The following is a 22,951-nucleotide window of genomic DNA, read 5'->3' on the forward strand; positions in this document are numbered from 1 at the left end:
GTGTCGACCGTATTTGATACGCGTCAACGGGCGCCCGGGGGCGTAGGGCCAGACTAAGTGCAGGGGCCGGCGCAACCGTCGGCGATCGGATTCGAACCTGCCTTGCGCAATGCGCAAGGCTGTCCGGTGAGAGGTGCGGACCATGTACAAGCGGATTTTCGTGGCGCTCGACGACAGCCCAAGTGCGCGTCTGGCGCTGGATGAGGCGATCAGGATCGCGGTTGCGTCCGGCGGCGCGATCACCTGTGCTTCAGTCGTCGAGCACAAGACGCAGCTCGTCGACGTCGACGCGGGCTTCGCGGACACGCGGGAACCCGAGCCGTCGGCGCTGGACGCCGCGACGCTCGTGCTCGACGACGCGAAGGCCGCGCTCGATGCGCACCACGTGCCGGGCACGGTGCGCGCGCTGACCGCGTATGGCGAGGATGTCGCGGCCGTGCTGATGCGCACGGCGGCCGAGGCCGACGCGGACCTGATCGTGATGGGTACGAGCGGGCGGCACGGCCTGCGCCGGTTGCTGGTCGGCAGCGTCGCGGAGTCGCTGCTGCGCGCGGCGGACCGACCGGTGTTGCTGGTGCGGCACGACGAGAAGGTGGCGACGGCGCCTGCCTGAGCCATGCGTGCATGAACCGGGCCGCGTGACACGCGGCGACGGGCCGGCGCGCCGCGCAATGCGTCGTGCCGGCGCCGCACATCCGGAGCGGCGCACCTGCTGCGGTGCGTCCGCTCACCTTGCGATCACGCGCCGCGTTCAGCCGCGCGAAAGTTGCACCGCGCAGCGCACATCTGGCAGCATCCTTGCCGTAGCCCCCCCATTTTTCGCTCATCGCCGGGCGCGCGTCACGCCGACGCGCGACGGGGCCGGCGTCCACGGAGCCCATCACGCATGACAATATCAACCAAGGGACTGCGGCTGGCCGAGGTGTGGTTCCAGCGCGCGCTGTGGATCATCGCCGTCATGTTCGCCGGCTTCCTGATCGGACTCGGCGGCCTGATCGTCGGCGACCTGCCGCGCGTCGAGGTGACGCTCGACCGCGACGCGTTCATCGACCGGCAGGCGGCTGCGCCGCTGCGCCAGACGCTCGCGAAGCTGTCGACGGACCTGACCGCGAATCGCGACGCGACCGAACAGGCGTCGATGCTGCTGACCGCGGCCCAGCAGGACACGCAGCAGGCGCGCGAAGCGTTCCGCACAACGATCGCGAGCCGCCATGCGACCGAGCGCGCGGAGCAGGATCCGGCCGTGCTCGCGCATGCGCGCGCGCTCGAGGCGGCGACGCAGCGCGAACGCGACGCGCAGGCCCGCATCGGCACGCTGAAGCAGGCCGCGCAGGCGCTCGAGCGCGAGCAGGGCGCGACCCGGCTCGCGCTCGGCGAACTCGAAGCGCAGGCCGACCGCAAGCTCGAAGCGGCGCAGCGCACGCAGGAACTGCGCGTGTTCGGCATCCGACTACTGTTTACGCTGCCGCTGCTGCTGGTCGCCGGCTGGCTGTTCGCGAAGAAGCGCGGCAGCCGCTACTGGCCGTTCGTGTGGGGCTTCATCTTCTTCGCGCTGTACGGGTTCTTCGTCGAACTGGTGCCGTACCTGCCGAGCTATGGCGGTTATGTGCGCTACCTCGTCGGCATCGTGCTGACGATCGCGGTCGGGCAGTACGCGATCCGTGCGCTGTCGCGCTATCTCGAGCAGAAGCGCCGCGAGGAGCAACAGCCGGACGTGTCGCGGCGCGAGGCGATCGATTTCGTGACCGCGTACGCGCGCATCGCGAAGAAGGTCTGTCCCGGCTGCGAGCGGCCGCTCGACACCGCCGATCCGAACGCGAATTTCTGCCCGCATTGCGGGATCTGCGTGTTCAACGCGTGCGGGCAGTGCCGCACGCGCAAGAACGCATTCAGCCGCTTCTGCCCGTCGTGCGGCACGTTCGCCGGCACGAGCGCGCCAGCCGAGCCATCCACCCCGGCCGGGTGACGCGCGCGGCGGGAGGCGCACCGTACAGCGCGGCGTTCATCAAACCCGTTTAGAATGCCGGACATGCCGTCCCCGCTGCGGAAGTGCCGCGGCGATCGTTGCTCGGCCGCCCGACGGCCGCCGGCGTCGGGCCGGCCCGCATGTCATTCAGGAGCGCCGCCGTGTGGCACTTTCCCGTCGCGATTCCCTCGTCGCTCGGCCCGTGGGCCGTATTCGCGAGCGTGCTCATCACCCAGCTCGGCGTGCCCGTGCCGGCCGTGCCGATGCTGATCCTGGGCGGCACGATGGCGGCGATGGGGCAGGCGTCCTATACGGCCATGTTCGCGGCGGCCGTCGGCGCGACGATGCTCGCCGATTCCCTGTGGTTCTTCATGGGCCGCACGCGCGGCCGGCGCCTGCTCAACGGCCTCGTGCGCTTCTCGCTGTCGCTCGACACGACGCTGCGCTTCGCGCGCAACCTGTTCGAACGCCACGGCGCGCCGCTTCTCGTGCTCGCGAAATTCCTGCCGGGGCTCGGCCTCGTGTCCGCGCCGCTGCTCGGCACGACGGCGATCGGCGTCGGCGTGTTCCTGCTGTGGGACTTCGCCGGCGCGGTGCTGTGGGCGGGGTTCTGGCTCGTCGGCGGCTCGGCGATTCATGACCAGATCGTCCAGGCCGTGCTGTGGGTGCGCGCGAGCGGCGGGACGATCCTCGACGCGTTCCTCGCGATCTTCATCACGTTCGTGCTGTACCGCTGGGTGCGCCGTGTGCAGTTCCGGCGCTGGCTCGCGCAGGTGCGCATCTCGCCGCCGCAGCTCGCCGAGATGATGACGTCGGACGAGCCGCCGCTGATCTTCGATGCGCGGCCGCGCGCGGTGCGCGAACGCGAGCCGTTCCGGATCGCCGGCGCGGTGCCGCTCGATCTCGATTCGCCGGAGCTGATCGATCCCGACGCGCTGAAGCGGCCGATCGTCGTCTATTGCGTGTGCCCGAACGAGGCGACCGCCAAGCGCATCGTCGCACAGCTGCAGCGCAAGCAGATGGCCCGTCACATCAAGGCGCTGAAGGGCGGCCTCGACGCGTGGGAAAAGCACGGCTACCCGGTCGAGCCGATGCCGGCCGATCTCGACGCGTCCCGTTACTTCGTGCGGCACGCTGAAGCTGTCTCAGGCGATGAATACACCGTTCGCGCTGCGCTAAGAGGCCGCTCGTGACCGAAAGCGTGTAGCCGCATGATTTCATGCGGCGTGACAGGCCCGCTTGCCGAGCCGAGCGCGGCGCACATCGCGCCCATCGTGACCGAAATGACCGGGAATGTGACGCCACGACTGCCAAGGCGACACGATGAGCATGAATGCCAACCCGATCAGCATGCTGATCGGGTTGTGTCGGTCACGCCGACCATCCCGTTAAGGCCCGCCGACATGGGCCTTGTTTAACGGAATTATTTTTCCCACCAGTGGCGATTGGCGTCCTTCAAATTCTTCTCCACGCCTTTGCTGACGTTTCGATTTGCATCCGCCTGAGATTGCACCGCATCCGTCTCCGCTTTCGATCGCGCGAGGTCGGCATTGATGCGATCGTTTTCGCGCGCAACTTGCGCTTCCATCTTTTTCAGCTGCAGTTCCTTGTAGCGGTTTTCGTAGCTGCGGTCCTGATCTTCGATGGCACGCTGACGGTCGACCGCAGCTTGCCGGTCGCGATTGGCCTGCGCTTGCGCAGCGGCATGCGCCTGGCTGCGCTTGCGCTCGGCCGCAGCTGCCTGCTGCCGCTGCCTGCGTTGGTCGGCTTCGGCCTTTTGCTGTTGCACGGCGCGCTCGTGTTCGGCATTCGATTCGAGCGCTTGCATACGAGCGATGCCGTTATCGAGATTGACGGGCGCTTGTTCCTGCGCGAACGCGGGAAGTGTCGTCAGCAAGAGAAGCGTAAAAATTTCGCGCTTCATTTACTTCACCTGCGCCGGTTGTTGTGCCGCGTCGACGCCCGGACATTGCGAGTTCGGCTGAATGCGCGTCGTCTTGCCTGAGCCGACCATCAGCGCCGTACCCGGCTTGAATTCGCACACGCGGCCGACCTGAGCCGATGCGAATGCCGACTTGCCATCGCGGTACATGATCTGCACGCCGTCGACCAGCACCTTGTCGTTCACCATCGAACCGGCCGCGGCACCCACGACACCACCTGCGACCGTACCTACGCCCGTGCGGTTCCAGCCGCCGGGGCCGGTCGTACCGCCGATTGCAGCGCCCGCGATCGCGCCGAGCATCGTGCCGGCCAGTTGCGCGGTTTTCTTGTTCTGCTCGTTGCTCACCTGCACTTTGCCCGGCAGGATCGTCAGGATTTCGATGGTGCGCACTTCTTGACGCTGATTCACATCGAGCACGTTGTACGCGTCCGCCTTGTTTTCCATGCCAGGCGTGGCGCAGCCAGCGAGTGTGATCGAAGTGGCGATGAGGGTGAGAGCAACCTTCCTCATGAATTTCCTTTGCGTATGGTTAATTGAAGATCCCGGACTTCGAAAAGAGACGTCCACGGACTGAATCGACGGGCATCGAGCAGTGCGGGACGTTGAAATCCGGTTAACAGTTTACGGCAATATTACAAATTCATTTAGGCTGTCGCAGCGCGAAATGTATTTAAAAAATCATCGGCGTGTGCGGTCGTCCACCGCTGCCCGCAGCATGAAAAGCACCGGCAACGTTTGCGAGCGGCGTCGGCACTTGCCACGCAAAATCGACTGGCGCGAATCGTCTGATCATTCATATAATCCCGCCTGCATATTGCATGCGCGTAATGGCGCACACAGGAGGCGCGGCATGCCGCGCCGAATCCGATTGAATTCCCGTTGAACGCGATGCCCGGCCCGGCGCGCACTGGCGCGCCGCGTCCGGCCTGTCGGCGCGTTCCCCAAACGGTCCGAGCCGTTTTTCGGATTGTTCCGGAATATCACGATAATGCGCGGCGATTCTGAATGGATTCGCACAATATCGGCATCATTTCCAATCCGGAAATATGCGACGGGAATCATTTCGTTTTCGGCGGCCTTCATCGGCACCGGCAAGCCGTGCGCTGATATCGACACAGTGACGGCGGTCGCGCGCGGCCGCCAGGAGACGCAATTGAAACAACAAGAAGACCAGCTGCACCGCAGGCTGGAAGAGCGGCACATCAACCTGATGGCGCTGGGCGCGACGATCGGCGTCGGCCTGTTCCTCGGCTCGGCCACCGCGATCCGCAGCGCCGGACCGGCCATTCTGCTGACCTACCTGCTGGGCGGCATCGTGATTTTCCTGATCATGCGCGCGCTCGGCGAAATGGCGATCACCAATCCGGTCGCCGGCGCGTTCAGCCGCTACGCGCGCGACTACCTCGGGCCGCTCGCGGGCTACCTGACCGGCTGGACCTACTGGTTCGTGTGGATCGTCACCTGCATGGCGGAAGTCACCGGGGTCGCCGTCTACATGAACGTATGGTTTCCCGACGTGCCGAACTGGATCTGGGCGCTGCTCGGGCTCTCGGCGATGGGCGCGGTCAACTTCGTCGCGGTGAAGCTGTACGGCGAGTTCGAGTTCTGGTTCGCGCTGATCAAGATCGTCACGATCGTGCTGATGATCATCGGCGGCGCGCTGATGATCACGCTCGGCCTCGGCAACGGCGGCACCCCGACCGGCATCTCGAACCTGTGGGCGAACGGCGGCTTCATGCCGAACGGCTGGTCCGGCGTGATCGGCGCGCTGCCGATCGTGATGTTCGCGTATCTCGGCGTCGAGATGCTCGGCCTGACCGCCGGCGAGGCGCGCAATCCCGAGAAGTCGCTGTCGAAGGCCGTGAACTCGGTGTTCTGGCGCGTGCTGATCTTCTACATCGGCGCACTGTTCGTGATCATGTCGATCTACCCGTGGAACCAGATCGGCACGCAGGGCAGCCCGTTCGTGATGACGTTCACGCGGCTCGGCATCCCGGCCGCCGCCGGCATCATCAACTTCGTCGTGCTGACGGCGGCGCTGTCGTCGTGCAACAGCGGCCTGTTCAGCACCGCGCGGATGCTCTACAACCTCGCGCAGCAGGGCCAGGCGCCGCGCGTGCTCGGGCGCGTGAACCGCAACGGCGTGCCGGTCTACGGCGTGGCCGTGTCGGTCGCGCTGCTGCTGGTCGGCGTGCTGCTCAACTATCTCGCGCCGCAGCACGTGTTCACGTGGCTCACGTCGGTGTCGACGTTCGGCGCGATCTGGACCTGGTGCGTGATCCTGATCGCGCAGATGCGCTTTCGCCGCACGCTGTCGGCCGACAAGATCGCGCGCCTGCCGATCCGCGTGCCGTTCTATCCGCTCGGTTCGTATGTCGCGCTTGCGTTCCTCTCGCTCGTCGTCGTGCTGATGGCGTTCACGCCCGATACGCGCGTCGCGCTCGTGATCGGTCCGGTGTGGATCGTGCTGCTGGGGCTCGCCTACCTGCTGTTCTACGCGAAGCGCCCGGTGACGTCGGTCTCGACGGAATCGTAGGCCGCACCGGCTGCGTGCCGCGCCCGGCCTGCCGCTTGATTTCGATCATGCAGGCGCGGGCCGGGCGTTCTATGCTGTCGGCATCGCTTGTCCGCGCTTCGCGCGGCCGCCCGCCGATGCCCGCGATCGTGCGCCGGCGGCCTGATCCGCCGCACGCCACTGCCGCGTGAAGCCCCGGCGCCGTCCCGCCAAGGACGGCGCGCACGAACGGAGGCCTTCGCCATGCAGCCTGACCCATCCCTCCCGTCGCTCTCGCGACTCGTGCTGGCCGTCGATGCGACGCCCGAATCGATGCGCGCCGCGCAGTACGTGCGCACGCTGCTGCGTCCCGGCATGCAGCTGCGCGTCATCAGCGTGATCGACAATCCCCGCCTGCTGCTGCCCGACATCCCGCGCGTCGATGCGTTGCTCACGTCCGCGCGCGAGGAAATGGCGCACGACGCGCAGGCCGTGCTCGACCACATCACGCCGCTGTTCGCCGAATGCGGCGCGGACGTCGAGCAGGGCATCGTCGATGCGTCGGTCGCGGGCGGCACGATCGCCAACGCGCTCGTCGGGGACACCGTCGCGTGGCAGGCCGACGCGCTCGTGGTCGGTGCGAGCCCGCATCACGGCCTGCTGCGGCTCGTCGAGGGCGCGGTGTCGGACACGCTCACGCGGCGCAGCCGCTGCGCGCTGTTGATCGTCCCGGCGAGCTACGAGCGGCCAATGGACGGGCCGCCGCAGCGGATGATGTTCGCGGTCGACGGCAGCGAGCCGTCGCTGCACGCGCTGCAGGCCGGCATGGTGCTCGCGACGCCGACGACGCTGCTCTACGCGGTGTATGTCGTCGACCGCGCGATTCGTCTGACGGACATCGTGCCGGTGCGCGCGCTCGAGGACGCGTACCGCGCCGAAGGCGAGGGCGCGCTCGCGCGGGTGGCGACGCTGTTCGACGGATGCGCGAATCCGACCAAGCGCGGCATCATCGAGACGCAGGCAACGAGCGACGACGTCGCGCACGCGCTGATGCGCGAGGCCGTGCGCTGGGATGCGGAGCTGCTGGTCGTCGGCACGCACGGCCGGCGCGGGCTGGCGGCACTGCTGATCGGCAGCGTCGCGCGTCGCGTCGCCCATCTCGCGCAGGTGCCGGTGCTGCTCGTGCGCGGCTCGGACTGACGCCGGACGGGCCAATTCGGGAGCGTGCGATGAAAACCGACAGACAGGTGAAGCAGGACGTCGAGGAAGAGCTTGCGTGGGATCCGGCGGTCGATTCGACCCGCATCGGCGTCGAGGTCGAGGACCGGGTCGTCACGCTGTCGGGGCATCCGTCGAGTGTCGCGGAGAAGGTCGCGGCGGAACACGCCGCGCATCGCGTGGCGGGCGTGAGGGCCGTCGTCGTCGACATGACCGTGCATCTGCCGCACGACGAGCGCCATACCGACGAAGACATCGCGAAGGCGGTGCGCGCCGTGCTGCACTGGACGGCCGGCCTGCGCGACGATGCGATCCACGTGCAGATCGAGAAGGGCTGGATCACGCTGACCGGCAAGGTCGAGTGGGGCTACCAGCGGCAGCGCGCGTTGCGCGCGGTGTTGCAGATGCGCGGGATCATCGGCGTATCCGATGCGATCGAGGTGGGCTGCGACGTGGTCGCCGGCGACATCGGCGCGACGATCCGCAAGGCGATGCAGCGGCACGCGGAACGCGAAGCGAATCGTATCGACGTGATCGTGGAGGACGGCACGGTGACGCTCAACGGCAAGGTCGACTCGTATGCGGAGCGCGAGGTCGCGCGCGGCGCCGCCTGGTCCGCGCCCGGCGTGCGCGCGGTGGTCGACAACCTGGTGGTCGAGTAGGCGCGCGCACGCAGATGCCGCCGGCCCCGGACATGAACGCTCCGGCACGGGGGTAGGCAGCCGTCAGGTTGCCTTGGAGGACGGGCAGGGGTGGTTGACCCCGCCCGCCTTCCTGGCCCCGTGCCGACGCTTTTCCTCGTACGTGAACCGGTGACGGCCGAACGCGGCCAGGCGTGCGCGTGGCCGCGCGCACGACATGCGCCGTCGATGTTGCCGTGCTGCTTGCTTGGCCGGTCGGGCCGGTTCGTCAGGCAGCGGCTGCCGGTGCGCGGTCAGCGATGTCAGGGCATGCAGCCCGGACGGGCGCTGCGCCGCTGGCGCCCGCCGTGTCGCGCATGCGCGCGATGGCGCGCCGTTTCGAGCGGGCAGGCGCGGCACGGCGAAAAGCGGCGCGTGCGGTTCACGCGCACGTGCCCGCGGCGCGACGCGCGCCGCACCGTCGACGGCGCGGGCGCGGCGACGGCCGCCTGCTGGCGCAGCGCCGCCGCGAACCGCTGCAACGCGGCTACCGACCCGACGATGCTCTGGTACTTCTCGCGGCCGATCTGCCCGTCGAGCGTCACGAGCAGCCCGGCCTGGCGGGCGAGCGCGAGCAGCGCATCGAGATCTTCGCGGGGTGCCGGCGCGGGTTCCGCGGTCGCGCGCGTCGCGCGCCGCTGTCCGTCGCCGTTGGGAAAACTGCCGAAAGCCATGAGTGGTCTCCTCCGCCTGACCCGCGTGCCGGCTCGACGGCCGGCTGCGCGATGGCCCTGCATGAACGATGTGTCCATGGAATCAGTATCGTGTGGCAAAAGGACGCTTCCAATCAGGGCGCGCTGAAGTCTGCGTCAGGAATTCCGCCGCGCCATAGGAATTTCCTGACACGCGCGCGGCGGGATGGTGAATGCGGGCGTTGCGTGCACCGCGTCCGGCGTGCGATCGCGCGGTTTTCAGCGAACGATTCACAGCGCAAGCGCCTTGACGAGCCTTTTCGTCCGGTCTAACTTGGTCTCTACGCCGACCGCCGATGCCTGTCCACGACAGGATCGCGCGTCGGCGCCGCGCTTTCGGGGAAGCGTGGTCTTTCATCGGACGATCCGTGCGGCGCAAGCTCGCACCGGCCAGGTTGCAGGCGATCCGCCGTCGGATCGCGACGCTCGACGCCCGCTGGGCGCTGCCCGCGTCGCTCAGGGTTGTTGATGCCGCGCAAGGGCACGATCGCGCATCGCGCGCGGCATCGCTGCTCATTCTTTACGCTACCAATACATCCATCGTTAATTGCCTCGACAGTAAGGAGTTCGTCGATGTCACGGGACACTTTGTTGGAAGCGCTAGCGGAAGTTGCCGCGCAGCGGTCGATCAATCCAGACCAGTTGCGCGCCATGATCGACGACGAGGTGCGCGCACTGTCCTCGGACGCACGCGTGCACGACTACATTCACGTGTTTGCGGTCCGGCACCTGCGCGAGCGGATGCGGCAGCTCGACGAGCAGGCGGCGGGCGAGCCGTCGTCGCGGCAGCCCGCGGAGCCGGATGTTCAGGCGAGCCGTCGCCTATGAGGGAAGTCGTCTGGGTCGCTGACCGAGCGGCCGAACCCTGATCGACGTTCACGCGTGCGGCGCCTGCCGCACTGGCGCGATACGACTGCGCCTTTTCACGCGGGCGGGCAGGTCCACGCCCGCATGCGCTTGCGAGCACGTCCACGCGGATTCGCCCGAATCCGGCGGCGTATCCGCACCCCACGCAGCCCGCAATCGCCGGGCGCCGGGTTTTCCCCCAATTGATCGATCCAGCGCCCGCATGCAAGGGCTTGCTGTCGGGCATCAAACAACGAATTGTCTGATGAATGCGACCCTTAAGTAATCGCGAATGCCGCCGTTTACACGGTGAATTCGTCCACCGGGCGTTCGCGCTCCCAAATAGAGTCGTTGCCATGTTTTCGTCCATTCGCGCCCGCATCATCGCCGCGTGCGTCGCCATCGTCGCGGCCGCACTGCTTGCCAGCACGCTGATCAACTATTTCATCGCCCGGTCGTACAACGACGACGCGATCGACCGCAACCTCACGTCCGTCGCGAGCGGCCACGTGGTCGGGATCGGCGACTGGGTCGCGACGAAAAGCCGGATGATCGCGTCGCTGCAGGATGCGACGCTGTCGCCCGATCCGTTGCCGGTCTTCAAGCAGATGGCCGCGGCGGGCGGCTTCACCAACGTCTACGCGGGTTACGCGGACAAGACGTTCAAGTTCTCCGACCCGACCGGCATCCCGGCCGACTACGATCCGACCGGCCGCCCGTGGTACAAGCAGGCCGCGCAGGCCGGCAAGCCGGTCGTCACGCCGCCGTACGTCGACGCCGGCACCGGCAACCTGGTCGTCACGTTCGCGGTGCCGATCTTGCGCGACGGCGGGGTCAAGGCCGTGATCGCCGCCGACGTCGCGATGAACGCCGTGATCGCGAACGTCAAGTCGATCCACCCGACGCCGGCCAGCTTCGGGATGCTGATCGACAGCAACGGTCACGTCGTCGCCCATCCGGACTCGAAGCTGACGCTCAAGCCGGTCAACGACGTGTCGCCGGAACTCGGCGCGATCGCGCCCGCGTCGATCGTGAACGCGAGCGCGCCGGTCGAGGTGGACGTCGGCGGTGCGGCGAAGCTGGTCCGCGCGCTGCCGGTGCCGGGCACCGACTGGTTCGCGCTCGTCGCGCTCGACAAGTCCGAGGCGACCGCGGGGATGCGCTCGCTGCTGACCGCGTCGCTGATCACGCTCGTCGCGGACATCGTGATCGCATCGCTGATCGTCGGCGCGATCACGGCGACGGCGTTCCGCCGCCTGTCGCTGGTCCGCCAGGCGATGGCGGCGATCGGTTCGGGCTCGGGCGACCTGACGCAGCGCCTGCCGGCGGACGGCGGCGACGAGGTCACGGACATCGCGCGCTCGTTCAACAGCTTCGTCGACAAGCTTCAGGAGGTCATGCAGCAGATTCGCGATGCGAGCGAATCCGTGCGCACGGCGGCCAACGAGATCGCGGCCGGCAACCAGGACCTGTCGTCGCGCACCGAGGCCGCGGCCGCGAGCCTCGAGGAAACGGCCGCATCGATGGAGGAAATCACCGCGACGGTCGGCCAGTCGGCCGCGGCGGCGGGCCAGGCCGACCAGCGCGCGGCGGCGGCGTCGAAGATCGCGTCGCACGGCGGCGTGGTGGTGTCGGACGTGGTCTCGACGATGGAGAAGATCGAAGAGGCGTCGGGCCGGATCGGCGACATCATCGGCGTGATCGACGGCATCGCGTTCCAGACCAACATCCTCGCGCTGAACGCGGCCGTCGAGGCCGCGCGTGCGGGCGAGCAGGGCCGCGGCTTCGCGGTCGTCGCGCAAGAGGTGCGCAGCCTGGCGCAGCGCAGCGCGCAGGCCGCGCGCGAGGTGAAGGTGCTGGTCGAATCGACGGTCGCGAGCGTCGAGGCCGGGTCCGGGCAGGTGCGCCAGGCCGGCGAGACGATGCAGGAGATCGTCACGAACGTCGCCAACGTGACGACGATCATCTCGGAGATCACGCACGCGGCGAACGAGCAGACCCGCGGCATCCAGGAAGTCAACCGCGCGGTCACTCAGCTCGACGAGATGGTGCAGCAGAACGCGGCGCTCGTCGAACAGTCGACGGCCGCGGCCGCGGCGCTTCAGACGCAGGCGCACGCGCTCGCGGCGACGGTCGGGCAGTTCAAGGTCGCGTGACGCGGCGCGCATCGGGGGCCGGGCCGGCCGCGCGGCCGGCGTCAGCCCCGATCGTGCGGTTTCGAAGGCGGGTGCGGCGTGCGCTTGTCGCGCTCGCCGGACGGCTTCGACGGATCGATGCGGGAAGCGCCGCCGATCGCGGGCGGGTCGCTCGCGGGAAACGTTTCTTCGAGCCCTTCGTCGATGCGTTCTTCCGTCTTGTCTGCGGGCGGCTTGCGCTGCGACGCGAGCAGGCGGGACAGGCCGGCGGCCGTCAGTACGGTGGTGCGGCTGCCGGTGGGATGGACGATCATGGTCGAACCTCCTTGGGTCGATGGAGAATGTCCGCAGGCATCATGGCGGGCCTTCGTCGCGGCTACGACGCCGATCCGCATGGATCGTGACGAAGGCCTCCACACAAAGTCTACGTTACCGGGCGGACCTCGGCGGCGGCGCATGAAACGCGCACGGAAAAACCTGCGCTGACGTGCACGCAGCGCATCGGCAGGTCACGAATTCAGCGTACACTGCATTTCATGCGTGCCGCATGCGGCCTGCCGGTACGGCAAGCGATGCGCGGCGTCCCCCGGTTTCATGCAGCCGTCAGATACCGCCTATGGTCATCGCTCGCCTGTTGCTGTCGCCCGGCACACGCCGGTTCCTTTCCGGTGTGTCGACGGTCGCGGCGCTCATGGCGGCCGGCCCCCAAGTCGCACGCGCGCAGACGCCGTCGCCGCTCGGCGAGTGGCAGCTCTCGGCCGGCGTGCCGCTGATGAAGCTGTACGAACCGAATCTGCCGGACTGGCAAGTCAGCGTCGGCGCCGGGATGACGCTGGAGCCGCGCTACACGGGCGCCGATCGCTATCACGTGCTGGGCGGGCCGAACGTCGACATCCGCTATCGCGACCTGTTCTTCCTGTCGACCGGCGAGGGCCTCGGTGCGAACGTGCTGCGCGGCCCCAACTGGCGCGTCAGCCTGTCGGTGGGTTACGACCTCGGGCGTCGCACCGCGGACGACCTCGACCACCTGAGTGGCTTCGACAACATCAACCCGGCGCCGGTCATCAAGCTGTCGGCCGATTACGTGATCTCGAAGGACTTTCCGCTCGTGCTGCGCGCGGACGTGCGGCGCAGCGTCGGCGGCTCGAACGGCTGGGTCGGCGACCTGTCCGCGTACATGCCGATGCCCGGCGGCAACGAGCACTTCTTCTGGTTCGCCGGGCCAACGGTCTCGTTTGCCGATGCGCGCTACATGAACAGCTGGTTCGGCGTCAGCGATGCGGCCGCGGCGCGTTCCGGGCTGCCGCGCTATTCGTCGGGGGCGGGAATCCGGTCGGTCGGCGCGGGCGTGACGATGGTCTGGTTCGTGAACAAGCACTGGTTCCTGACGATGGACGGCGCGATCGAGCAGCTCGTCGGGCGCGCGGCGCGCAGCCCCGTCACGCAGCAGACGACGAACGGCGTGCTCGACCTGTCGGTCAATTACCAGTTCTGAGTAACCGTCTAGCGAGTCAAGCGGAATGAAGCGAACTGTCCCAAGGAGTGCTGGTTCTGACCATGGCGTTGAGCACGGTCAAGAGCTTGCGCATGCAGGCAACCAGTGCAACCTTGGGCGGTTTGCCGGAAGCAATGAGCCGTTGGTAGAAGGCGGTAATGGCGGGGTTGCGTCGCGAAGCGGTGAGCGCAGCCATGTACAGAACGCGGCGGATATCAAAGCGTCCGCCTTGGATTCGCCTGCGTCCGCGGACGGTTCCAGAGTCCCAAGCCATCGGGGCGACACCGACCAAGGCTGCAATCTGGCGCCGATTAAGCCGACCGAGCTCAGGCAATTCCGCGATCAATGTGGCGCTGGCTACCGGACCGATACCGCTTGCGGAGCGAAGCAACACGTCGAGCGCACTGTAGTGCTCGCGAACGTGAGCGACCATTTGGGCATCGACATCATCGAGTTGCTTGCGAATGGCGTCGATCATGGTCTCGATGCTCGGGCGAACGACTGGAATCGCCAGTTGCAGACGCTGTCGCTCCGAGAGCAGCATGCCGAGCAACTGACGACGACGCGTGACCATGGCGGCCAGGGCTTGTTGCTGGGCGTCCGCCAGCGGTCGAATGAAGCTGGCCAGATCCTGGCGGCGAACCAGTACCGATGCGAACTCGGCCAGCATATGGGCATCGATCGTGTCAGTCTTGGCCAGACGTCCCATCGATTTAGCAAAGTCGCGCGCCTGACGCGGATTAACCACGGCAACCGGCAGACCAACCGCTTGCAGCGCGCAGGCAAGCGCTGCTTCGTAGCCGCCAGTGGCCTCCATGACGATCAGGCTAATGTTCAGCGGTTGCAAAGCCGCTGCCAGTGCCGAGTGCGCCTCGGCATCGTTAGCCCATCGCTGAGAAGCCAGTTCAGCGCCCAAGACTTCAATATCGACGTGTTCTTTGGCCACGTCGATGCCGACCACCACTGAGGAAACAGACATGATCTTCAGATCCCTTGCTTGTGCATGCGCTCTCGATCAAATCGGGGCGGGTAACCGTTCGGGTTTCAGGAAGACCAGCACGGCAACCGTGCGTTCTGTACTCAGAAACGGGCTCATTGGCCCAAGCGCGAATCAAACTACACGGTTCAGTCTGGTTGCTCCCAGACTTTACCGTACCGGTCAGGCTTGAACATACAAGCCCGGACCTGCGTGGCTGAAGGGGCAGGTGTTCTGCGCGCAAGTGCGGGACGCGCGTCATGAATCACGTCCGAACGCTTCGCGCAGTTTCTGCTTCGCGCGTTCGAGCGTGTCGCGACGCTCCTGCGGCAGATGCGCGCCGGCCCGGTTGATGTAGAAGTTGAGCATCGACATCGCGGACTGGTACGGCGTGCCGTTGCGGCGCGTGCTGCGTTCAGCCGCGCGTTTCAGCGCCTGCGCGACTTCGTCGGGATCGTCGTGCGAGAACGTGCCCGGTTCGAGATCGAGCGCGTCGCTGCGTTCGGTCGCGTGTTGCGACCAGCGCTGCGCGGCTTGCGGCGCGGAACGGCCGTCTTCGCGGGAACTGCCAGGCGGGCGGCGGGTTGTCATGGCGGACTCCTTCGGCGCGATGCGCCGCTGTACGCCGGACGATCCGCATGCTTCGCGGGCGCGCTGGCCGAAGCACGAGGACCGTCGCGCGATGTGACGCTCTCGATTGTGCGCGCGTGCGAGCGGACGTGGCAACCGCGCATCGCCCGCCGTCGACTTCACATTTGCTATGATTCCGACCTGTACAAACGTACAGTGACCGATCTCCGTGACGCCATCTTCGCCGCCTCCGCCGGCGTTTTACTACCTGACCAATTTCGAACGTGCGCTTGCCTGGCTCGGCGAGCGCTACGACGACGTGTTCGACGACTGCGAACGGGCATTCCTGCAGGCCTTCCCGTCGCTGCCGCAGGCGTCGCGCGCGCTGCTCGTGCGAATGCTGATGCGCAACGGCCCGGACTTCCGCGCGAGCAAGCTCGCCTACGACGAGATCGGCTGTCCGCTCACGGCAGCCGCGCCGCTCGTCACGGCGGGCTGGGTCGATCCGGCGCCGGCGCTGACGCTCGACGAAATCTTCGCGTTGTGCACCAAGGCGGAACTGCTGCGGATGTTTCCGACGCTCGGCGCCCATGCGGGCGAGCGCAAGAGCGAATGGCTCGACCGGCTGCGGCCCGCGCACGACTCGGCCCGGCCGTTCGACGCGTGGTTCTCGGCCGGCCATCCGCGGGGCGGCCGTCCGCCGAGCGACGACTGCGTGCTGCGGGTGACGGTCGGCGCGCTGTGCGACCGGCTGCGGCTGATGTTCTTCGGCAATCTCCATCAGGACTGGAGTGAATTCGTGCTCGCCGATCTCGGCGTGTTCCAGTACGAAAGCGTGCCGCTCGCACCGTCGTCACGTGCGTTCCAGCGGCGCGACGACGTCGACGCCTATCTTGCGCTGCACGTGTGCCGCGATGCGCTCGACGCGTGGCCGGACGACGCGCCGCTCGAAGCGCTCGTCGACGCAATCGGCACGGTCGCATGCGGCCAGCCGTGGCTCGAGACGCGCCGCGCGAAGCTGCTGTTCGCGGTGGGGCAGACCGGCGAACGCCGCGGCGCATGGCCGCTCGCGCTCGACGCGTATGCACGCAGCGCGTGGCCCGGCAGCCGCCACCGGCGGATCCGCGTGCTCGAGCGCAGCGGATGCGACGGCGACGCACTCGCGCTGGCCCTCGATGCGCGCGCCGCATTCGAGAGCGACGAGGAGCGCCAGCGCGTCGAACGGATGCTGCCGCGCCTGCAGCGCCGTGCCGGCCGCGCGGTCGAGCGCGCGCCCGCCGCGCCGGACGTGCCGCGCGACACGCTGGTGCTGGCGCGCCCCGATGCGTTCGTCAGCGTCGAATACACGGTGCGCGACCATCTCGCGCAACCCGGCGCGCCGGTCCATTACGTCGAGAACACGCTGATCAATTCGCTGTTCGGCCTGCTGTGCTGGGAGCCGGTATTCGCCGCCGTGCCGGGCGCGTTCTTCCACCCGTTCCAGCGCGGGCCGGCCGACCTGCATGCGCCCGATTTCGCTGCGCGCCGCGCGGACGCGTTCGCCGCGTGCTTCGCGCAGCTCGATTCCGGCGCGTACCGGGAAACGATCCGCCGCCATTACGCGACGAAGCTGGGCCTGCAGTCGCCGTTCGTGTTCTGGGGCGTGCTGAGCCCGGAACTGCTCGACGAAGCGCTCGCATGCCTGCCGCCCGCGCATCTGCGGCTCTGGTTCGCGCGCCTGCTCGCCGACATCCGCAGCAACCGCTCCGGGCTGCCCGATCTCGTCCGTTTCTGGCCGGCCGAACGGTGCTACGAGCTGATCGAGGTGAAGGGGCCCGGTGACCGCCTGCAGGACAACCAGACGCGCTGGCTCGGCTACTGCATCGGCCACGGGATGCCGGTGCGCGTCGTCGACGTCGAATGGGCGGGTGAGGTCGTCGTGCCCGCCGAGGCTGCGGGGCACGGCGCATGACCTACGTCGTCGCGGTGCGGGCGATGTGCGAGTTCACCGCGCGGCGCGGCGATCTCGACCTGCGCTTCACACCCGCGCCGACCGCGCTCGAAGGCATCGCGGGGCATGGCGCGGTGACGTCGCGCCGCGGCGCCCGCTACGAGACCGAGATTCCGCTGACGGGCACGTGGGGGACGCTGACCGTGCGCGGCCGCGCGGACGGCTACGATCCGTCGGCGAACCGCCTCGAGGAAATCAAGACTTACCGCGGCAACCTCGACGCGATGCCCGCCAACCATCGTGCGCTGCACTGGGCGCAGGCGAAGGTCTATGCGCACCTGCTGTGCGACGCGCGCGAGCTCGCGGAGATCACGGTCGCGCTCGTCTATTTCGATATCGTGTCCGAGCGCGAGACCGTGCTGAGCGAGACGCTGGCGGCCGACGTGCTCGCGGCGTTCTTCGCCGAACAGTGCACGTGCTTCGTCGGCTGGGCCGAACGCGAAACCGCGCACCGTGCCGCGCGCGACGCGGCGCTGCGTGCGCTGCAGTTTCCGCATGCGCGGTTCCGCAGCGGGCAGCGCGAGCTGGCGGTCGCCGTCTATCGCGCGGCGCGCGATGAACGCTGCCTGATCGCGCAGGCGCCGACCGGCATCGGCAAGACGCTCGGCACGGTATTTCCGCTGCTGAAGGCGTGCGGCGAGGATCAGCTCGACCGCGTGTTCTTCCTGACCGCGAAGACGCCGGGCCGCGCGCTCGCGCTCGACGCGACCGCGACGCTCGGCGCCGGCACGCCGGCGCTGCCGTTGCGCGTGCTGGAACTCGTCGCGCGCGACAAGGCGTGCGAGCACCCGGACAAAGCGTGCCACGGCGAATCGTGCCCGCTCGCGCGCGGCTTCTACGACCGGCTCGCCGCCGCGCGCGACGCGGCGATCGGCAAGGGGCTGCTCGACCGCGAAACGGTGCGCGCGGCCGCGCTCGCGCACGACATCTGCCCGTACTACCTCGCGCAGGAACTGACGCGCTGGTCGGACATGGTGGTCGGCGACTACAACTACTACTACGACGGCAGCGCGATGCTGCACGTGCTCGCGCAGCAGAACCAGTGGCGCGTCGGCGTGCTCGTCGACGAAGCGCACAACCTGCTCGACCGCGCGCGCAAGATGTACAGCGGATCGCTCGACCCGTTCGCGTTCGCGGCTGCGCGCGACGCGGCGCCGACCGCGCTGCGCAAGGCGTTCGAGCGGCTCGGCCGCGCCTGGGGCGCGCTGAATCGCACGCAGGAGACGCGTTACGCGGCGTATCCCGGCATCCCCGGTTCGCTCGTATCGGCCGTGCAGAACCTCGTCGCGGCGATCGGCGAGCACCTGACCGACGCGCCGCGCGCGAACGACGACGCGTTGCTGCGGTTTCATTTCGAGGCGATCCAGTTCGGCGCGCTGGCGGACGCGTTCGACGACGCGTCGATCTTCGACGTCACGCTGCACGGCGAGCCGACGCCCCGGCAGCCGGGGCTCGACGGCGTGGCGCCGGCGGGCCGGCGGCGCCGTGCGCAATCGACGCTGTGCGTGCGCAACGTGATCCCGGCCGGCTTCCTCGCGCCGCGCTTCGCCGCCGCCCGCGCGACCGTGCTGTTTTCCGGGACGCTGCGGCCGTTCCATTTTTATCGCGACACGCTCGGACTGCCTGCCGACACCGGCTGGCTCGACGTCGACGGGCCGTTCCGCGCCGAACAGCTGACCGTGCGCGTCGCGAGCCACGTGTCGACGCGCTGGCGCGACCGCGACCGGTCGCTGGCGCCGATCGCCGACCTGATCGCCGCGCAGTACGCGGCGCGCCCCGGCAACTACCTGAGCTTCCTGAGCAGTTTCGATTACCTGCAGCGCGTCGTCGCGCTGATACAGGAGCGTCATCCGGACGTGCCCGTATGGGCGCAGGCGCCCGGCATGGCCGAGGCCGAACGCGACGCGTTCCTCGCGCGTTTCGACGCGGGCGGGCGCGGCGTCGGTTTCGCGGTGCTGGGCGGGGCGTTCTCGGAAGGGGTGGATCTGGCGGGCGAACGGCTGATCGGCGCGTTCATCGCGACGCTCGGCCTGCCGCAGGTCAACGACGTCAACGAGCAGATGCGCCGCGCGATGGACGCGCGCTTCGGCAACGGCTACGACTACATCTACCTGTATCCCGGGCTGCAGAAGGTCGTGCAGGCGGCCGGGCGGGTGATCCGCACCGAGCAGGACGAGGGCGTCGTGCACCTGATCGACGACCGCTATCGGCGGCGCGAGGTGCGTGATCTGCTGCCGCGCTGGTGGCGGATCGGTTAGCGGGGCGGGCGGGAGCGGGCTCAGAGCACGTTGAGCATCGCGAGCGCGGTTTCCTGCAACGGCGGCAGCACGCGCCGCACGGCCGCTTCGGTCGGTTCGGCGCCGATCGGCATGTTGGTGCTCAGCGCGGCGACGACTTCGCCGTGACGGTTCTTCAGCGGCACCGCGATCCCGCGCACGCCGACCTGCAACTGCTGCTCGATCACCGCGAAGCCGTCGTCGCGCGCGCGGTCGATCTGTTCGAGCAGGCGCGCGTTGTTGGTGATCGTATGCGGCGTGAACGGCGGCAGCTCGGCGCCGTCGAGCCACGCGCGGACCGCGTCGCGATCCGGATGGTGCGCGAGCAGCACGACGCCCGGCGAGGTCAGCGGCGCCGGCACGCGCGCGCCGAGCACGAAGCCGGTCGTCATCACGCGCGACACGCCGTTGCGCGCGATGAACACCAGCTCCCACTCGTCGAGCACGCTCACGTACGCGGATTCGTTCAGCGTCGCGCTTAGTTGCTGCAGATACGGCTGGACGGTGCGCGGCAGCCGCGCGGAATCGAAGTACGACCAGCCGACCCGCAGCACGCGCGGCGTCAGGCCGTACAGCTTGCCGTCGGTATAGACGTAGCCGAGCGATTCGAGCGTCAGCAGGTAACGCCGCGCGGCTGTGCGCGTGAGACCGGTGCGGGCGGCGGCCTGGGTCGGCGTCATGCGCGCATGCTGGCTGTCGAACGCTTCGAGGATCATCAGGCCCTTTTCGAGGCCGGCAATCCAGTCGCGCTTGTCGAGTTCGGCCTTTTTCATGTCGCGCAGCGCCGCACGGCTCGCATCACTCGCTGCTCGTCCACTCGACGTTCGCGCCGACCGAACGCAGGTTCTCGACGAAATGCGGATGCGCGCGGCGGATCGGCAGCGCGTTCATGATTTCCGAGCGGCCCTCGATGCTCGCGGCAACCATCAGCAGCGCGATCGCGACGCGGATGATGTACGGGCTCTCGACGCGCGCCGGCGCGAGCTTCAGCCCGCCGAACGTAATCAGCCGGTGCGGATCGGACAGCAGCACGTGCGCGCCGAACTTCGACAGTTCACCCGACCAGCCGAGCGCGCCGTCGTAGACTTTGTTCCAGAACATCGCGCTGCCTTCGGCTTGCACGCCGAGCGCGATGAAGATCGGCAGCAGGTCGACCGGCAGGTACGGCCACGGTGCGGCCTCGATCTTGGTCAGGATGTTCTGCGTGAACGGCCGGCGCACGCGCAGCGGGCCGTCGCGCTCCGCGCGCGACCAGCCGTCGTGGTGCGTGACGTGCACGCCGAATTTCGCGAACGTGCGGTCGATCAGCGGGAAATGCTCGGGCACCGAGTTGCGCACGGCGATGTCGCCGCCCGTGATCGCGCCGAGCGCGAGGAAGGTCGCGATTTCGTGAAAGTCCTCGGCGAAGCGGAATTCGCCGCCGCCGAGCTTTCGCCCGCCGGTCACGCAGAGCCGCGACGTGCCGATGCCTTCGATGCCGACGCCGAGCATCGCGAGGAACTGCGAAAACTCCTGCACGTGCGGTTCGGATGCGGCGTTCATCAGCGTCGACGTGCCGGCCGCGGCGGTCGCGCACAACGCGAAGTTCTCGGTGGTCGTCACCGACGCGTAGTCGAGCCAGTGGTCGTTCGCCTTCAGCGGGCCTTCCGAGCGCACGATCAGCGAGTCGGGCGTGCGTTCGATCTGCGCGCCGAAGCGCTCGAACACCTCGACGTGCGGATCGATCTCGCGCACGCCGAGCGTGCAGCCCTTCACGTCGTTCTCGAGGCGCGCGACGCCGAAGCGCGCGAGCAGCGGCGGAATCAGCATGATCGACGAGCGCATCGCCTCGGGCAGCCGGTGGACGGCCGGATCGAACGTCGTGTTGCGGTGATGGAGCTCGAGGATGCCGGTCTCGAAATCGATCGATACGTCGCTGCCGAGCGTGCGGAAGATGTCGAGGATCTTGCGCACGTCGGTGATGTCGGGCACGCCGACGAGCCGCAGCGGCTGGTCGGTGAGCAGGGTGGCGCACAGGATCGGCAGGACGGCGTTCTTGTTCGCGGACGGCTGGATGTCGCCGCGCAGCGGTGTGCCGCCGTGAACGATGAGATTCGACATGATATGGGGGTAGATCGGTGACTGACGTAGGCCCATATGATGCCATTGGTCGACATGGCAGTGGAAAGTGCAAGCGGGAAATCAGGAGATCAGCGCAGGGCTTGACAGTGTTTGACGCTGCGCGGCGCTGCCCACACGCGCTCGACACGTGCAGGCAGCCGGCCGGAGAGTCAACCCGCCACCCGCATCCGCGCGGCGACGATCAACGAGATCAGGCACCCCACCGCGAGATAGCCGGCGACGAGGTGCCACGAGCCGCCGCCCACGCTGACGAGGCCAACGGCGATGAACGGCGTGAAGCCGCCGCCGACCACGCTCGCGAACTGGTAGCCGACGCCCGCGCCGCTATAGCGGTATTCGGCGCCGAACAACTCGGTGAAGAGCGGCTGCTGGACGCTCACGACCATGTCGTGCGCGGCGTTCGCGAGCAGGATCGAGAAGATCACGATCCACGCGATCGAACGCGCCTCGAGCGCGACGAAGAACGGCACCGCGGACGCGAGGCCGATCAGCGCGCCGACCAGGTAGACGCGGCGCAGGCCGAAACGGTCGGCCAGCCACGCGAAGCACGGGATCGTCACGCAGCTCACCGCGCCGACCAGCAGGCCGATGTTCAGGAACAGGTCGCGCGACATGCCGAGATTGGTCGTCGAATAGCTGAGCGCGAACGCGGTGACGATATACATCGTGAACAGTTCGGCGAGACGCAGCGCGACGATCAGCAGGAACGCCTTCGGATGGCGCGTCAGCGCCTCGAGCACCGGCAGGCGCAGCTTGCGGTTCCCGTGCTCGACCTTCTCGACGAACTCCTGCGACTCGTCCATGCTCTTGCGCACCCACAGGCCGATCAGCACCAGTACGATGCTGAACACGAACGGCAGGCGCCAGCCCCACGACTTGAACGCCGCCTCGCCGAGCGTGTGGCTCAGGATCGACACGATGCCCGTCGCCAGCACGAGGCCGACGCCGTAACCGACCTGCACGCCGCTGCTGTAGAACGCCTTCTTTTTCTGCGGCGCGCTTTCGACGGCCATCAGCGCCGCGCCGCCCCATTCGCCGCCGACCGCGAAGCCCTGGATCGCGCGCATCAGGACCAGCAGCACGGGCGCCCACCAGCCGATCGTCGCGAAGGTCGGCAACAGGCCGATAGCGACGGTCGACAGGCCCATCATCATCACGGTCAGCACGAGCATCCGCTTGCGGCCGAGCCGGTCGCCGTAGTGGCCGAACACAACGCCGCCGAGCGGCCGGAACAGGAAGCCGACACCGAACGTCGCGAACGCCGCGAGGGTGCCCATCGTCGGGCTGACCTTCGGGAAAAACTCGGAATTGAACACGAGCGCGGCGACGATCCCGTACAACAGGAAGTCGTACCAGTCGACGACGGCGCCGACGAAGCTGCCGAGCGCGGCCCTGCGGGCCTGGCTGCGCGCCCGGACGGTGCTTGCGGTGTCGACGGTGTCAAAGGCGGGGGTCATGGCGGTGTCTCCTGGCACGGCGCATCATGGAATCGTGGCGGCGCCGCGTCCGATGCTGCATTGAAGGCGTTGGGTGAACGGAGCATAGGG

General features: G+C 68.1%; 20 protein-coding genes. 11 read left to right on the plus strand and 9 right to left on the minus strand.

Translation table 11 applies throughout. The features are described from left to right. Nucleotides 1-142: 142 nt before the first annotated feature. The 3 genes from B7P44_RS25145 to B7P44_RS25155 all read left to right on the plus strand — a co-directional run bounded on the left by B7P44_RS25145 (nucleotide 143) and on the right by B7P44_RS25155 (nucleotide 3,159). A complete protein-coding gene (locus tag B7P44_RS25145; RefSeq protein ID WP_084908653.1) occupies nucleotides 143-613 on the plus strand; it encodes a universal stress protein in 471 nt (156 codons plus the stop codon). A 273-nt stretch (nucleotides 614-886) separates the two neighbouring features. Further along, the gene (locus tag B7P44_RS25150; RefSeq protein ID WP_084908654.1) at nucleotides 887-1,966 is read left to right on the plus strand and encodes a zinc ribbon domain-containing protein; all 1,080 of its coding nucleotides are present in this window, start codon (nucleotides 887-889) and stop codon (nucleotides 1,964-1,966) included. A 161-nt stretch (nucleotides 1,967-2,127) separates the two neighbouring features. Continuing rightward, nucleotides 2,128-3,159, plus strand: a complete 1,032-nt coding sequence (locus tag B7P44_RS25155) for a VTT domain-containing protein (RefSeq protein WP_084908655.1) — start codon at nucleotides 2,128-2,130, stop codon at nucleotides 3,157-3,159. A gap of 230 nt (nucleotides 3,160-3,389) precedes the next feature. Here B7P44_RS25155 and B7P44_RS25160 read toward each other — a convergent pair whose 3' ends face one another. Continuing rightward, the gene (locus B7P44_RS25160; RefSeq protein ID WP_084908656.1) at nucleotides 3,390-3,890 is read right to left on the minus strand and encodes a DUF5384 family protein; all 501 of its coding nucleotides are present in this window, start codon (nucleotides 3,888-3,890) and stop codon (nucleotides 3,390-3,392) included. Next, a complete protein-coding gene (locus B7P44_RS25165) occupies nucleotides 3,891-4,478 on the minus strand; it encodes a YMGG-like glycine zipper-containing protein (RefSeq protein ID WP_133117906.1) in 588 nt (195 codons plus the stop codon). Nucleotides 4,479-5,064: 586 nt separating this feature from the next. Here B7P44_RS25165 and B7P44_RS25170 point away from each other — a divergent pair. The 3 genes from B7P44_RS25170 (at nucleotide 5,065) to B7P44_RS25180 (ending at nucleotide 8,285) form a co-directional block, all read left to right on the plus strand. Further along, a complete protein-coding gene (locus tag B7P44_RS25170) occupies nucleotides 5,065-6,447 on the plus strand; it encodes an amino acid permease (protein ID WP_084910017.1) in 1,383 nt (460 codons plus the stop codon). Between the two features lie 222 nt (nucleotides 6,448-6,669). Further along, nucleotides 6,670-7,605 (plus strand): universal stress protein, encoded by a 936-nt coding sequence (locus B7P44_RS25175; protein WP_084908658.1) that lies wholly within the window; start codon nucleotides 6,670-6,672, stop codon nucleotides 7,603-7,605. 29 nt (nucleotides 7,606-7,634) lie between these two features. Beyond that, nucleotides 7,635-8,285, plus strand: a complete 651-nt coding sequence (locus tag B7P44_RS25180; protein WP_084908659.1) for a BON domain-containing protein — start codon at nucleotides 7,635-7,637, stop codon at nucleotides 8,283-8,285. 281 nt (nucleotides 8,286-8,566) lie between these two features. Here B7P44_RS25180 and B7P44_RS37610 read toward each other — a convergent pair whose 3' ends face one another. After that, the gene (locus B7P44_RS37610) at nucleotides 8,567-8,977 is read right to left on the minus strand and encodes a hypothetical protein (protein ID WP_231716696.1); all 411 of its coding nucleotides are present in this window, start codon (nucleotides 8,975-8,977) and stop codon (nucleotides 8,567-8,569) included. A gap of 591 nt (nucleotides 8,978-9,568) precedes the next feature. On the opposite strand from B7P44_RS37610, the gene B7P44_RS25190 reads away from it, so the two are divergent. Further along, the gene (locus B7P44_RS25190) at nucleotides 9,569-9,823 is read left to right on the plus strand and encodes a DUF3562 domain-containing protein (RefSeq protein ID WP_084908660.1); all 255 of its coding nucleotides are present in this window, start codon (nucleotides 9,569-9,571) and stop codon (nucleotides 9,821-9,823) included. A 374-nt stretch (nucleotides 9,824-10,197) separates the two neighbouring features. Continuing rightward, nucleotides 10,198-11,997 (plus strand): methyl-accepting chemotaxis protein, encoded by a 1,800-nt coding sequence (locus B7P44_RS25195; RefSeq protein ID WP_084908661.1) that lies wholly within the window; start codon nucleotides 10,198-10,200, stop codon nucleotides 11,995-11,997. 41 nt (nucleotides 11,998-12,038) lie between these two features. Here the strand turns inward: B7P44_RS25195 and B7P44_RS25200 are convergent, their stop codons facing one another. Then, nucleotides 12,039-12,290, minus strand: coding sequence for a hypothetical protein (locus B7P44_RS25200; RefSeq protein WP_084908662.1), 252 nt, complete (start codon nucleotides 12,288-12,290; stop codon nucleotides 12,039-12,041). A 302-nt stretch (nucleotides 12,291-12,592) separates the two neighbouring features. Here B7P44_RS25200 and B7P44_RS25205 point away from each other — a divergent pair, with 302 nt between their 5' ends. Further along, complete coding sequence (locus B7P44_RS25205; RefSeq protein ID WP_084908663.1) at nucleotides 12,593-13,471, plus strand: MipA/OmpV family protein; 879 nt, start codon at nucleotides 12,593-12,595, stop codon at nucleotides 13,469-13,471. A gap of 16 nt (nucleotides 13,472-13,487) precedes the next feature. Here B7P44_RS25205 and B7P44_RS25210 read toward each other — a convergent pair whose 3' ends face one another. Both B7P44_RS25210 and B7P44_RS25220 read right to left on the minus strand, forming a co-directional pair. Beyond that, nucleotides 13,488-14,450: an IS110 family transposase gene (locus B7P44_RS25210; RefSeq protein ID WP_167389794.1), complete on the minus strand. Its 963-nt coding sequence runs from the start codon at nucleotides 14,448-14,450 to the stop codon at nucleotides 13,488-13,490. A gap of 255 nt (nucleotides 14,451-14,705) precedes the next feature. Beyond that, nucleotides 14,706-15,038, minus strand: coding sequence for a DUF3175 domain-containing protein (locus tag B7P44_RS25220; RefSeq protein WP_084908665.1), 333 nt, complete (start codon nucleotides 15,036-15,038; stop codon nucleotides 14,706-14,708). A gap of 208 nt (nucleotides 15,039-15,246) precedes the next feature. On the opposite strand from B7P44_RS25220, the gene B7P44_RS25225 reads away from it, so the two are divergent. Beyond that, nucleotides 15,247-16,968, plus strand: a complete 1,722-nt coding sequence (locus B7P44_RS25225; RefSeq protein WP_084908666.1) for a VRR-NUC domain-containing protein — start codon at nucleotides 15,247-15,249, stop codon at nucleotides 16,966-16,968. Continuing rightward, a complete protein-coding gene (locus tag B7P44_RS25230; protein WP_084908667.1) occupies nucleotides 16,965-19,265 on the plus strand; it encodes an ATP-dependent DNA helicase in 2,301 nt (766 codons plus the stop codon). The genes B7P44_RS25225 and B7P44_RS25230 overlap by 4 nt, the downstream gene beginning before the upstream one ends. Before the next feature lie 20 nt (nucleotides 19,266-19,285). Here B7P44_RS25230 and B7P44_RS25235 read toward each other — a convergent pair whose 3' ends face one another. From B7P44_RS25235 to shiA, 3 genes are all read right to left on the minus strand, one after another. After that, nucleotides 19,286-20,056, minus strand: a complete 771-nt coding sequence (locus B7P44_RS25235) for an IclR family transcriptional regulator domain-containing protein (RefSeq protein WP_084908668.1) — start codon at nucleotides 20,054-20,056, stop codon at nucleotides 19,286-19,288. 25 nt (nucleotides 20,057-20,081) lie between these two features. Further along, the gene (locus tag B7P44_RS25240; RefSeq protein WP_084908669.1) at nucleotides 20,082-21,383 is read right to left on the minus strand and encodes a UDP-N-acetylglucosamine 1-carboxyvinyltransferase; all 1,302 of its coding nucleotides are present in this window, start codon (nucleotides 21,381-21,383) and stop codon (nucleotides 20,082-20,084) included. A gap of 170 nt (nucleotides 21,384-21,553) precedes the next feature. Next, on the minus strand, nucleotides 21,554-22,861 hold the full coding sequence (gene shiA, locus B7P44_RS25245) for a shikimate transporter (RefSeq protein WP_084908670.1): 1,308 nt from the start codon (nucleotides 22,859-22,861) through the stop codon (nucleotides 21,554-21,556). Between the last annotated feature and the right edge of the window lie 90 nt (nucleotides 22,862-22,951).

It is taken from the genome of Burkholderia ubonensis subsp. mesacidophila (assembly GCF_002097715.1).
In the GTDB taxonomy this organism is placed as follows: Bacteria; Pseudomonadota; Gammaproteobacteria; order Burkholderiales; family Burkholderiaceae; genus Burkholderia; species Burkholderia mesacidophila.

Excerpts from the sequence above, each read along its gene's own strand:
- B7P44_RS25145 (WP_084908653.1), top strand. The coding sequence starts at position 143 with ATGTACAAGCGGATTTTCGTGGCGCTCGACGACAGCCCAAGTGCGCGT.
- B7P44_RS25150 (WP_084908654.1), top strand. The coding sequence starts at position 887 with ATGACAATATCAACCAAGGGACTGCGGCTGGCCGAGGTGTGGTTCCAG.
- B7P44_RS25160 (WP_084908656.1), bottom strand. The coding sequence starts at position 3,890 with ATGAAGCGCGAAATTTTTACGCTTCTCTTGCTGACGACACTTCCCGCG.
- B7P44_RS25175 (WP_084908658.1), top strand. The coding sequence starts at position 6,670 with ATGCAGCCTGACCCATCCCTCCCGTCGCTCTCGCGACTCGTGCTGGCC.
- B7P44_RS25180 (WP_084908659.1), top strand. The coding sequence starts at position 7,635 with ATGAAAACCGACAGACAGGTGAAGCAGGACGTCGAGGAAGAGCTTGCG.
- B7P44_RS37610 (WP_231716696.1), bottom strand. The coding sequence starts at position 8,977 with ATGGCTTTCGGCAGTTTTCCCAACGGCGACGGACAGCGGCGCGCGACG.
- B7P44_RS25190 (WP_084908660.1), top strand. The coding sequence starts at position 9,569 with ATGTCACGGGACACTTTGTTGGAAGCGCTAGCGGAAGTTGCCGCGCAG.
- B7P44_RS25195 (WP_084908661.1), top strand. The coding sequence starts at position 10,198 with ATGTTTTCGTCCATTCGCGCCCGCATCATCGCCGCGTGCGTCGCCATC.
- B7P44_RS25200 (WP_084908662.1), bottom strand. The coding sequence starts at position 12,290 with ATGATCGTCCATCCCACCGGCAGCCGCACCACCGTACTGACGGCCGCC.
- B7P44_RS25205 (WP_084908663.1), top strand. The coding sequence starts at position 12,593 with ATGGTCATCGCTCGCCTGTTGCTGTCGCCCGGCACACGCCGGTTCCTT.
- B7P44_RS25210 (WP_167389794.1), bottom strand. The coding sequence starts at position 14,450 with ATGTCTGTTTCCTCAGTGGTGGTCGGCATCGACGTGGCCAAAGAACAC.
- B7P44_RS25220 (WP_084908665.1), bottom strand. The coding sequence starts at position 15,038 with ATGACAACCCGCCGCCCGCCTGGCAGTTCCCGCGAAGACGGCCGTTCC.
- B7P44_RS25230 (WP_084908667.1), top strand. The coding sequence starts at position 16,965 with ATGACCTACGTCGTCGCGGTGCGGGCGATGTGCGAGTTCACCGCGCGG.
- B7P44_RS25235 (WP_084908668.1), bottom strand. The coding sequence starts at position 20,056 with ATGAAAAAGGCCGAACTCGACAAGCGCGACTGGATTGCCGGCCTCGAA.
- B7P44_RS25240 (WP_084908669.1), bottom strand. The coding sequence starts at position 21,383 with ATGTCGAATCTCATCGTTCACGGCGGCACACCGCTGCGCGGCGACATC.
- shiA (WP_084908670.1), bottom strand. The coding sequence starts at position 22,861 with ATGACCCCCGCCTTTGACACCGTCGACACCGCAAGCACCGTCCGGGCG.